This window comes from Paenibacillus sp. EB106-04-04-XG159 (assembly GCF_058791835.1).
Genome location: NZ_JBYTDY010000004.1, coordinates 125,592 through 137,734, shown reverse-complemented (window position 1 = coordinate 137,734; position 12,143 = coordinate 125,592). Strand labels below are relative to the sequence as shown.

Genomic DNA, 12,143 nt, shown 5'->3' with positions numbered 1-12,143 from the left:
TTGTTATTTCGCGACGGACGGCGGTGTAACCTCCGTCACGATAACGAGCTCCCGCTTCAGCAGCTTGCGGAAGCTCGCCCGCAGGGCGTACGCCTCGGACACCTCAAGCATCAGCGATGTGTCCGCCTGCACATAGATCGTGACATCGTGCGCGCCGATGTCACACCGAACCGACCGCACAGACGCAGTCTTCGTGCGGTCCAAAGCTATCGCTAAACGCAGCAGCAAGCTGAGCGTGCGCGCCGCTTGCTTGTCTTCCGGAAGCAGAAGGCAATCATATGCCTTCCAGGCATCATTAACCTTCTGCTTCCGGTCCATCGACGCCGCAAACGCGCTCAATATGAGCTCGCGCGGCGTTAACCCATACAGATCCGCGTTCATCATCATATAGAACGCGTGGCGCTCCCGCTCCAGATGATGAATGGCTACGCCGCATTCATGCAGGAGCGCACTCGTCTGCACGACAGGCTGCCAATCCGGGCCCAAGCCGTGCAGACGTTCCAGGCCTGTGTATAGCCACTGCATCAGCCTATACACTTGTTTCGCATGCCCTCTGTTCAAGTGCAGGCGATTGATCAGATTGTGAATCGAGAATTTCAACGGTTCCTCGATGACCAGCCCTTCGCCGCGCAGCACATCAAACAATACGCCCTCGCGCACGCCCTTGGCGCTGACAATTAACTTAGTAAGCTCCAGCTTGTTCATCCAATGCATAATCCATGTAAAGGAACCCATAATGATATCGGCTCGATCCTTCGACAGCCCCTGTACCGCTTCACGCTGCTGCAGCGTCATCGGCTTCAGTCGGCTATGCCACTTCTCAACCGAATCGCGACTCATCTCATAATGATGCAAAGAATCGATCGGATACTTTCTCTCTTGCTTATCTATCTTCGCAAGCGTTCGCATCGTGCCTCCGACACCGATCAACGGCAGCCCTGCTGCTTCCTGCAGCCATGGCACCTCCAGCATCATCTGATCAGCAGCCTCCATAATCCGGCGTTCTTCTTCCGGTTCCAACGCTTCCTTCACATGATAGTCATTTGCCAGCGTTAAGGCCCCTACAGGCAAACTTACACTATGTACCTGCTCGCGATCACGAATCAGTACAAGCTCCAGCGAACCGCCGCCGATATCGAGCATGAGCGCGTCTTTCACATTCATCGTAGATACGACTGCCAAGTAATCCAGATAAGCTTCCGCTTCACCGTTGATGATCCTCATATGAATGCCTGTCACTCGTTCAATCTGCTTGACAATCGCTTGACCGTTGGTCGCTTTGCGCATCGCCGCAGTAGCTACAGCTACGATCTCACAGCCTTCATAGCTGTCGCCTAAACGCTTAAACAGCATCACCGTCGCGATCAGTTTGTCAACTTTATGAGAAGGGATCGACCCATCCGCTTCATACTCATCGCCGAGCCGAAGCACTTCTTTCCATTGATCTACGACCTGAAAGGATAGGTCACGATGTACTTCCGCCAGCATAAACCGAACGGAGTTGGAGCCTACATCCACTATTCCAATATGGCGAAGCTGCCGAGGAGCAGCCTTATCTGATTCCCGCATTTCCCATCACTCCTTGCGCTTATAGTTACGATACATTGGGGTAATACCATTATAATGTTTTAATCATACAAAGCATTAATCTAACCATACGCTGTACAGAAATGTGTATTATGAAGAAATTATTAATCTTTGACCGAAACATCCCTTATGCATTAACCTAGAAGCATACCCTGTTTTTGTCAAATTATTTCAAACTTAGCGTAGAAGCCAGATAAATATTATACCTAACAGACTTATACGTAAAGAAGGGAATAGTAACTATGAGCAAACCGATCATCGCAGCAGGCATTGATATCGGCTCTAATTCTATTAAGATGCTCATCGCCGAAGTAGAACGTCCTGGTGAACTGCGAGTGCTGGAGGATGTCAAGCTGGATTCCCCCATTGGCGATAATACATTTACAACTGGTCGCATCCGATCAGAAGCTATGTTCAGTGTGTGCCGTTCCCTCAATCAGATGTCCCAGCTTATGAAAGATTATGGCGTCAAACATTATCGCGCCTGCGCTACAAGCGGAGTCCGTGAAGCAAGCAATCGTCTATATTTCCTCGAACATGTTAAGCAAGCCACACCCATTCAGGTTGAATTAATCGACCGCTCAGTTGAACGTCATTTAACCTATCAAGCTCTTCATTATGGACTTCCGGCGATGTCAACCTTCCGCAGCGAAGGCTTGCTTGTCGTTGAAATGGGCAGTGCAGGGGTCCAGCTAAGCCTCTATGCGGACGGCAGACTCCGTTTCTCCGAGTACGTCCGTATCGGCATTCTGAAGATTAATGAAGTACTGGACTCGCTTCGCGGCGAATCGCTACAATTCACGAATATCGTACAGCAATTTATTGAGAGTCAGATCTCGCTGCTGCTGCAGCGTTTTGAAGGGCTCACCATTCCACATTACCTCGTGTTGGGCGGCGAATCCTCATCTATTGCTTATAAATGGGGAGATGAAGGTTCCAGCATCCGCACGATCGGTCGCGAATCCTTCTTGCGTCATCATCGCGACATTGTACAATCCGGAATTCTCAAGCTTGCGCAGCAGTTTCGGGTTGGTGAAGAGCGAGCTGAGCAGATTATTCCAACCAGCATTATCATGTCTGAATTCTGGAAAGCTACTCAAGCGGAACACGTGATCCTTCCGGACGTTTCTCTTCGCCATGGACTGCTTCATCAGATCGCGGCGGAACGCCTTGGAATGATGCCGGATCAGAATTACACGGAAGATATTCTCGCCATAGCGATGAACACTGCCGCCCGTTATCGTCTGGATCTGGATCATTCCCTTAACGTTATGCTGATCGCTATGAAGCTGTTTAAAGCATGCGGCAGACTATTCCATCTGGATGCGTCGCATGCGCTGTGCCTTCAGCTGGCGGCTATACTGCATGATGTCGGCAAGTTTATCGCGCAGGAAGGACATGAGGTCAATTCTTATCACATCCTGCAATCTATGGACTTCCTTGGTCTGACCGATAATCAGAAGGACTTGATAGCCAGTATGGCTCTATACCATCCTCGCGGCGTACAGATACCGATTCGTTCCGATTATACGGATGAAGAGAATCTGACCTTAGCGAGATTGACTTCAATCTTGAAGCTGGCAAATGCGCTTGATTGCTCACATCGTCAGCAGATTAAGGACATACGCGTAATATTGAAAAATGGAGACCGACTGAGCGTTAAGCCTGTATATGAAGGCAGTCTTGAATTAGAAGCATGGGCCTTCATGCAAGAGAGCCAGCTATTTGAACAGATCAGCGGTTATGCAATTGCTTTGGAACGTTAAGGGAGGATCAAGACAGATGAATAAGACATTGCTTAATCGGGAATGGAGCACCATAGCGTTCCAACGCCGAGTTCTGGAAGAGGGACGCGACAAGTCCAATCCTTTAATAGAGAGATGCAAATTTCTCGCGATAAGCTGCTCCAACATGGATGAATTCTTTATGGTTCGCGCGGCTTCAGTCGCAGACCAGATTATAGCTGAATACAGCAAAGCCAATGAATCAGGCTCCACCCCCCAGGAGACGCTTTCAGGCATCGTAAAATTGTCTAAACAGTTGACAGCCGATCAATACAAGCTGTATAAGAACCTGCGTATCAAATTACGTGAGGAAGGCATCAACTTGAAGCGTCCGCATAGTCTTACCATGGCGGAGAAGCAGTTCTTACGAAGCTATTTTATCGAACAAGTATTTCCCGTGCTGACTCCGATGGTAGTGGATCAGAGCCGGCCATTCCCCCTTATTCAGAACCGAAGCTTAAACATAGGGCTGGTCATTCAGGATCCGAAAGATAGCGAGATCGTCTTCGGGACTGTAGCTGTCCCAGAAGTTCTCTCTCGATTGGTCGAGCTTCCTTCTGCAGGCCCCATGCAGGAGTTTGTGCTGTTGGAGGATGTCATCAAGCTTCATATGGATGAATTGTTCAGCGGATATGAAATTCAAGAAATGAGTGCTTATCGAATAACGCGCAATGCGGACCTGGATCTGGATGAAGATGCTGCTGAAGATCTATTGAAGGAGATTGAGCAATCCTTAAAGATGCGGCGCTGGGGTAATGTAATTAGACTCGAAGTGGAACATGAAACCTCTCAAGAGCTTATTCGCATGATAACGCAGGAAGGTGAAGATGAGCCGGAAGCAGGCATATACGAGGTTGATGGCCCCCTTGACTTGACATTCCTATTCAAAGTCGTACAGCTGCCTGGTTATGATCATCTGCGCGATAAACCATTCAAACCGTGCTTACCCATTGCACCTGATGAAGATCTGCTCGCTTGGATCAGAGAAGACGACCGTCTGCTTCATCATCCATTCGACAGCTTCAAGGTTGTCGTTGACCTTATCAAACGAGCCGCGAAAGATCCGGATGTGCTTGCGATCAAGCAGACGCTCTATCGCGTATCCGGCAATTCACCCATAATAGCCGCACTCATCGAAGCCGCGGAGAATAAGAAGCAAGTTACGGTGCTCGTTGAGATCAAGGCGCGTTTTGATGAAGAAAATAACATTCATTGGGCTAAGCGCCTGGAGCAAGCTGGTTGTCACGTTATTTATGGATTAGTCGGTCTTAAGACTCACTTGAAGCTGATGCTTATTGTTCGCCGCGAGGAAGGCAGAATCAATCGGTATGTCCATCTCGGTACGGGCAATTACAACGACGTCACCGCGAATCTGTACACTGATATGGGTTTGCTGACGGTTAATCCGCAGATTGGCAGCGATGCGTCAACGATCTTCAACATGCTGTCCGGCTTTTCTGTTCCATCGAGCTTGAATAAGTGCTCCATCGCCCCTCTCTTCCTGCGGAAGCGGATTGAGCAGCTGATTGAAGCTGAGATCGATGCAGCCAACAAAGGCAATGCAGGACGAATTGTCATTAAAATAAACGCGCTTGTCGATGTAAAACTCATACAATTGTTGTACAAGGCTTCAAAGGCTGGCGTAAAGATTGAATTGATCGTTCGCAGCATCTGCTGCTTGCGGCCGGGAGTTAAAGGATTGAGTGACAATATTACCGTTAAAAGCATCGTTGGCCGTTTTCTTGAACATACTCGTATCTTCTACTTCTACCATGGCGGCAAGGAATTAGTGTACTTAAGCAGCGCAGATTGGATGCCCCGCAATCTGGATCGCCGCGTAGAAGCGCTGTTCCCTGTGGAGCACACGGACTTGAAGCAGTACATTGTCGAAACGCTCGACCTGTATTTGCAGGACAATGCCAAGAGCTGGTACCTCCAGCCTGACGGCAGCTATATGAAGCAGAAAGTAAAGCCGCGGCAGCGAATTAGCGCGCAACAGCAGCTTATGCAGGAAGCGGACACCTCCAACAAACAGAATATTTCATTCGAAATGCAGCTGCAGCCAAGACATGCTCCCAAAACTTCTAAGCCAGAAGAAGATCAGGTTATCAGCAACAGTGAACTATCTTCGATATACAACCTGTAAACTTGTGAAGATTGTGCATACTTCAGAATAAATTGTGTCACTTCTATGGACAGAAGAAGGATTACGCTTCGTATTCCAATATCATCCGTATAATAATTATTACCATAATTGCACATTCAAAAAATTCATCTGGATCCGCTTAGGAGGTGGTAGTAAGAATCGGCATAGTTATACATAATCTCACTGCTCTGCACTCACAATAGATAAGGAATAGGAGATGACAGCGTTGGAGAATACCGAAAGAAAGCAATCAACTGTAACCTTCCATACGAGTACAATTGAGCAAACTCTGACTGCACTGAACACTACAGAACAAGGCTTATCTGAAGAGGAAGCCGCCAAACGACTGCAGCAATACGGCAAGAACGTTCTGGAAGAACGTGAAGGCAAATCGCTGTTTACCAAGCTTATTGCTCAATTCAAGGATGTCATGATTATCATCCTGCTAATAGCTGCGCTTATTTCCGGCTTGCTTGGTGAATGGACTGATTCCTTCATCATATTGTTCGTAGTTGTGCTGAATGCTGTTCTTGGCGTTATCCAAGAGAGCAAAGCAGAACAAGCTCTTGCAGCCTTAAAGCAGATGTCATCCCCTTTTGCGCAAGTTAGACGAGGCGGTCATACGAAAAATATTAAAGCCGAAGACCTCGTTCCCGGTGATATTGTGCTGCTGGAAGCCGGCAACGTCATTCCGGCGGATCTCAGACTTATGGAATCAGCATCCCTTAAGATTGAAGAGGCGGCGCTTACCGGTGAATCTGTACCAGTTGAGAAAGAGGTTAAGCCGCTTGCCAAGGCTGACGTCGTGATCGGCGACCGCAAAAATATGGCTTATATGACAAGCAACGTGACTTACGGTCGCGGAATTGGTGTCGTCACAGCTACCGCCGGCAGCACAGAGGTAGGCAAGATCGCGGGCTTTATCTCGCAAGAAGAGGATGAAGTCACGCCGCTTCAGAAGAAGCTGAACGAATTAGGCAAATATTTCACGATTATCATTATCGTAGTTGCAGCCATTATGTTCGGAATCGGAATGTTGGAAGGCCGCGATCTATTCGAGATGCTGTTAACCTCGATCTCACTTGCAGTGGCCGCCATTCCAGAAGGCTTGCCAGCGATTGTCACCATCATTCTCGCGCTCGGAGTTCAGAAGATGGCGAAGCGCAAGGCCATTATCCGCAAGCTCCCTGCTGTTGAGACATTGGGCAGCACGGAGATCATCTGTTCCGATAAGACCGGTACGCTGACGCAAAATAAAATGACGGTGCAGCAGGCCTTTATTGGTCAGAACCTGCAGCAGTCCGATCAGTCTGTACAATCGATGGCTGACTACGAAATCTTCCTGCAAGTCATGGCACTCTGTAATGACACGAAAATATCAGCCGAAGGAAACGAAGCTAACGTTTCACTTATCGGAGATCCAACCGAAACGGCTCTCGTTGATTACGGCATGAAGTATGGCTTCGATAAACGCCAATTTGACGAACAGAATCCGCGAGTGGCAGAGCTGCCATTTGACTCTGATCGCAAGCTGATGACGACCATTCATCAGATGAATGACGGAAGCCATGCCCCATATCGTGTGATGACAAAAGGCGCTCCAGATGTGCTGCTTGATCGATGCACCACGATTCTGGTCAACAGCGAGATCGTTGACATGACCAATGAGCACCGGAGAAATATAACCGCTGCTAACAAATCCATGGCCGCCAAGGCGCTGCGCGTGCTCGCGGTTGCTTATCGCGATGAGTCAGCAGTTCCAAGCGAATTAAAGCCGGATGCTGTCGAGCAAGGACTTACCTTCATCGGTCTCGTCGGGATGATCGACCCTCCTCGCGAAGAAGTTAAAGACGCGGTTCGCATATGTAAGGCTGCTGGCATTCGCCCGATTATGATTACAGGCGACCATCGGGACACAGCGGCAGCAATTGCGAAGGAGCTAGACATTATCCAGGATGAAAGCGGCGTTATCACAGGCACCGAGCTTAACAAGATCAGCGAAAAAGACTTCGAGGAGAAGGTTACGCAGTATTCAGTATATGCCCGTGTATCGCCAGAACATAAGGTTCGGATCGTACAGGCGTGGAAGAAACGCGGGAAGATCGTGGCGATGACCGGCGACGGTGTCAATGACGCTCCAGCCTTGAAGACATCGGATATCGGTATAGGTATGGGTATTACAGGTACAGAAGTTTCAAAAGGGGTATCCGATATGGTGCTTGCTGATGATAACTTCTCTACGATTGTCGTTGCGGTTGAAGAAGGACGGAAGGTTTATGCCAATATCCGCAAGACGATTCAGTTCCTGCTATCCGCCAACCTTGGTGAAGTATTGACGTTGTTCATTGCGACATTGTTGAACTGGACCATCTTGTTCCCGATCCATATCCTCTGGATCAATCTAGTGACGGATACGCTTCCAGCTCTCGCCCTTGGCCTTGAGAAGGCAGAGCCCGATAATATGAAGCAGAAGCCGCGCAAATCGTCAGAAAGCGTATTTGCCGACGGTGTCGGTGTCGGCATCGTGTACCAAGGTATTCTAGAGGCGGCCTTAACCCTATTTGCTTATTGGTGGGGTCACACGCATTATGAAGAAAGCATAGCGGTAACGATGGCCTTTGCTACACTCGGTCTGATTCAGCTTACGCATGCCTTCAACGTTCGCTCGAACAAGAAATCGATATTCTCGATCGGTGTATTTTCCAACAAGTATATGAATGGCGCGTCGCTGCTGTCAGGTCTGCTGGTGGTGATGGTTATTCTGGTGCCGTTCATGAACGACTTATTCGATGTTGTGCCGTTGAATGGCGAGCAGTGGCTCATCGTTGCGATCTGTGCGATAAGCATCATACCGATAGTGGAAATTATCAAACTGTTTATGCGCATGTCGACTCGCAAAGCATAAGGATAAAATAAGGCTGTCTCATCAGACCCTCGTGGGTTTGGTGAGACAGCCTTTATTCATGTCGCTTGATGATTTACGTCAATTTGCAATCCGTTCATTCGCAATAGCTTCTTGACGGCCCTTCTCGATATCGACGAAGCGGAGCATGACCACGCCGACGACGAAGAAGATGAGGATCGATAAGATAGCCAAGCGAGTTGAGCCTGTCAGCAAGCTGACCGTGCCAAATACCGCTGGACCAATGGAGGATGATACTTTGCTTGATAAGCTCAAGAACCCGAAGAATTCAGCTGTTCTTTCGATCGGCACTAGTTGGCTGTATAAGGAGCGTGCAACAGCCTGACTGCCGCCCTGAACCATCCCCACCATGAACGCCAATATGTAGAAATGGAGCGCAGTCTGCATGAAATAGCCAAGCATTACGATTACAACATAAATGCTAAGCGATATATAAAGTGAACGTTTGGTTCCGAGCTTGTTAGCAAATCTTGCGAATAGGTATGTAAAAGGGATACCAACAAACTGGGTAATTAGCAGCGCCGCGATCAGATGGGTCGAACTAATGCCCAATTGCGCGCCGTAAAGCGCCGACATGCTAATTATCGTGGTGATCCCATCATTGAAGAACCAGAACGAAATAATGTATTTCAACAATTCCGGGTACTTTGGCAGCTGGCGTAATGTACGGAATACCCGACCAAAGCCGTTCTTCGCATAGGTTGAGGCTGAATAAGCAGTCGTTCGAGCAGGATCCCTCATCGTACGGAACAGCGGCAGCGAGAATAGAATCCACCATATGCCGACAGTGATGAATACAGCTTGTGTTGCCGCAATCATATCGGGGAATCCAAACCAGGTGTATTTTTGGAGCATCACGATGTTGACTGCCAGCAGAATTCCACCACCGATATAACCGAACATATATCCTTTCGCAGAGATCTCATCACGTCTGTCTTCTGGAGCAATCAACGGGAGCAGGGCATCGTAGAAGGTATTGCCCGCGGAAAATCCGATGGTTCCCTTGATAAACAGAATCGATAACAGTATCCAGTCGCCAGTTCCCGTAAATGCCATCAATATAGAGCTAATTGCCCCCACATATGTAAATACGCGCAAAAATGCCATCCTTCGGTTGGACATATCTGCAACTGCTCCTAGTAACGGTGAAAATATGGCAACCAGTATCATGCCTATCGTTTGCGTGTAGGACCAATAACTAGCAGCAAGGTGTTCCTCGACTGTAGAAGCGGCTACAGTGGCATAATATATGGGCAGCACAGCCGCCATCATCGTTGTAGCAAATGCGGAATTGGCCCAATCGTACATCAACCAATGACGTACTTGTTTTGTCTGCATAACATTCCCCCTCATTATCGAACATGCTCCCGACAATTCTTTAATTATGCGTACTATCGGTTCAATATGACTGTGTGCAATCCAATATGAATGTCGTCGGCTCAAGTTGGCATACAATACCATTTTGCTGTATATCACCCTATAAGGTCAATTCAAGCTTTTGTTAAGATTCAGTATCAAAATACTGGCAATAGCTCCTCATGGAACCTTTGTGTCATGATTGCTGTTCATCCTTCGTTCATCTATAATTTAAAGTAATGGCGGTAACCTCGGTCCATGCTGTTGAAATATATTCTACACCTGTTATTGGAAGGAGGAACTAGGCATGAATTTAAGCCAATTGGAAACGTTAATTACGATCTCGAAAACGATGAGCTTCCGCAAAGCGGGTGAATTGCTCAATTTGACTCAGCCTGCCGTTTCCGCACAAATTAAGAGCTTGGAAGATGAGTTCAAGACTGTGCTTATCGATCGCAACCAACCCGTTACGCTAACGGACAGTGGACAAGTGTTTCTTGAGCATGCGGAGAAAGTGCTGGCTACCGTAGAGGATCTGAAGCAGAGGCTTACTGACCTGAACCAGATTCCCCAAGGACATATCGTGTTGGGTACGACTACATCGATTGCGATTCAGATTCTGCCGCGGATTCTTTCTTACTTTCAAGACCAATTTCCGCTTATCAAAACAAGCATTCTCTCGATGTCTTCCTCTCAGGTAGCTGCGCAGATTGAGAATGGCACCGTTGATATCGGCATTGGATACCTGTTAGATAACAATCCGAATCTCATATCCTCTGTTCTCTATTACGACACCTTTGAGCTGATCGTGAACCCGAGCCACCCGCTCGCGCAGCATAAACATGCGACGATCGAGATGCTGAAGGATATCCCGCTCATCATGCTGTCGCCTGATACTGTCGGCCGCCGTTTTGCAGAAGAAGCATTCCGCAAGCATAGTATCCAACCGCATATTGTGATGGAGCTATCCAGCAGTGAGGAAGTAAAGCGTATGGTTGAGCTCAATCTTGGCGCAGGCATCATATCTAAGCTATCCGTGAGCAATGAATTGAAACGCGGTTCATTGAAGATGGTTCATGTTACGGAACTGGAAACCGCTCATCCTGTGGGCGTTATTTATCGCTCAGGCCGTTATCTGAATTCGGCGATGCAGCAATTTTTAAGTGATTTGAAGGGTATGCCGGAGAATCAATTCTACGCCTCTGAGTAATGAAGAAGCTAACAAATCCTTACCTGTATAAGGAGTCGCCAATATGACTAAATTCGATTTGCACACACATAACGTTCTCTGCGGTCACGCAGATGGCACCATCCGCGATTATGTTGAAGCAGGAATTGCTGAGGGTCTAGACGTAATTGGAATCTCGGATCACACCCCGTACTTCGGGCATGATGAAGATCAACCGTTTCCTTATATAACGATGAAAAAAAGCCAGTTCAGCGGCTATGTTGACGAGGTGCTTAAGCTGAAACAGGAATATGCCGGTCGCATAGATGTGCTGCTTGGTATTGAGGCGGACTATTTTCCTGAGCATGTCGACATCTATCGAGAGACGCTCGCTAAGTATCCGTTCGATTATATTATCGGTTCCGTTCATCAGGCGGAAGGTGTCAGCATCTTTAATAAAGGTCGTTGGAAAGGGCTTAGCCCAGAACGCCAGCTAGCCGTTAAAAGTGAATACTATCGGCTGATTCAGGAGTCGGCGAAGAGCGGTATGTTTCAAATTCTAGGACATATCGATGCGATGAAAGGCAATTACCCGGCCTTCTCCGATATCGCAGCCCCAGAAGTGCTGGATAAGACGCTGCAAGTTATTAGCGAATGCGGTGTCGCCATCGAGATCAATACGTCAGGCAAAACGAAGCTTAGCGGCGGATGGTATCCATCGGACGAGATTCTGGAGCGCGCGCTGCATTACGGGGTCGAAGTCACTTTCGGATCAGATGCCCATAAGCCGCAGCGAGTTGGCGACGAATGGAATCAGGTGCGTCAGAGGCTGATCGAAATTGGATTCACATCATGGGTATATTATAAACAGAAAGTGAAGCAGACCGTTTCATTGCTGTAAGAAGTGAATGTCCGAGAGGATACAAGTGAAAGACTTGTATCCTCTCGGACATTTGAGCGTTTGCGGGTGAATACACGACGATGCTGATGACTGTTGCTCAGTCTCAAGGCTTGAACGCATTCACATGTACCGCATACATTTCTCAACGGCATTCCGGGTTATACTCACTCGTTGAGCTCTGTGCGCTCACCCGCATACCCCCGCCCACTCTCCTCGGCACTTGCGTAAGACGGTTTTTACCTGTTATCGCGATCAACAGGCTCGGTTCTCACGCTGTA

7 protein-coding genes are annotated in these 12,143 nt (G+C 48.1%); 5 read left to right on the top strand and 2 right to left on the bottom strand.

Going from position 1 to position 12,143, the window contains the following annotated elements; all coding sequences use genetic code 11:
* Window positions 1-3: 3 nt before the first annotated feature.
* Window positions 4-1,569 carry a Ppx/GppA phosphatase family protein gene (locus AC3WTP_RS06585; protein ID WP_492393793.1) on the bottom strand — a complete coding sequence of 522 codons (1,566 nt, stop codon included), beginning with the start codon at window positions 1,567-1,569 and terminating at the stop codon, window positions 4-6.
* Between the two features lie 260 nt (window positions 1,570-1,829).
* Here AC3WTP_RS06585 and AC3WTP_RS06580 point away from each other — a divergent pair, with 260 nt between their 5' ends.
* The 3 genes from AC3WTP_RS06580 (at window position 1,830) to AC3WTP_RS06570 (ending at window position 8,422) form a co-directional block, all read left to right on the top strand.
* Window positions 1,830-3,353 (top strand): Ppx/GppA phosphatase family protein, encoded by a 1,524-nt coding sequence (locus tag AC3WTP_RS06580; RefSeq protein ID WP_492393792.1) that lies wholly within the window; start codon window positions 1,830-1,832, stop codon window positions 3,351-3,353.
* A 16-nt stretch (window positions 3,354-3,369) separates the two neighbouring features.
* Window positions 3,370-5,517 carry a polyphosphate kinase 1 gene (gene ppk1, locus AC3WTP_RS06575; protein ID WP_492393791.1) on the top strand — a complete coding sequence of 716 codons (2,148 nt, stop codon included), beginning with the start codon at window positions 3,370-3,372 and terminating at the stop codon, window positions 5,515-5,517.
* A gap of 226 nt (window positions 5,518-5,743) precedes the next feature.
* On the top strand, window positions 5,744-8,422 hold the full coding sequence (locus AC3WTP_RS06570) for a calcium-translocating P-type ATPase, SERCA-type (protein ID WP_492393790.1): 2,679 nt from the start codon (window positions 5,744-5,746) through the stop codon (window positions 8,420-8,422).
* Window positions 8,423-8,500: 78 nt separating this feature from the next.
* On the opposite strand, the gene AC3WTP_RS06565 is transcribed toward AC3WTP_RS06570, so the two are convergent.
* Window positions 8,501-9,778: an MFS transporter gene (locus tag AC3WTP_RS06565; protein ID WP_492393789.1), complete on the bottom strand. Its 1,278-nt coding sequence runs from the start codon at window positions 9,776-9,778 to the stop codon at window positions 8,501-8,503.
* Between the two features lie 325 nt (window positions 9,779-10,103).
* Here AC3WTP_RS06565 and AC3WTP_RS06560 point away from each other — a divergent pair, with 325 nt between their 5' ends.
* Window positions 10,104-11,006 (top strand): LysR family transcriptional regulator, encoded by a 903-nt coding sequence (locus AC3WTP_RS06560; RefSeq protein ID WP_492393788.1) that lies wholly within the window; start codon window positions 10,104-10,106, stop codon window positions 11,004-11,006.
* 43 nt (window positions 11,007-11,049) lie between these two features.
* A complete protein-coding gene (locus AC3WTP_RS06555; RefSeq protein ID WP_492393787.1) occupies window positions 11,050-11,865 on the top strand; it encodes a histidinol-phosphatase in 816 nt (271 codons plus the stop codon).
* Window positions 11,866-12,143: the final 278 nt, after the last annotated feature.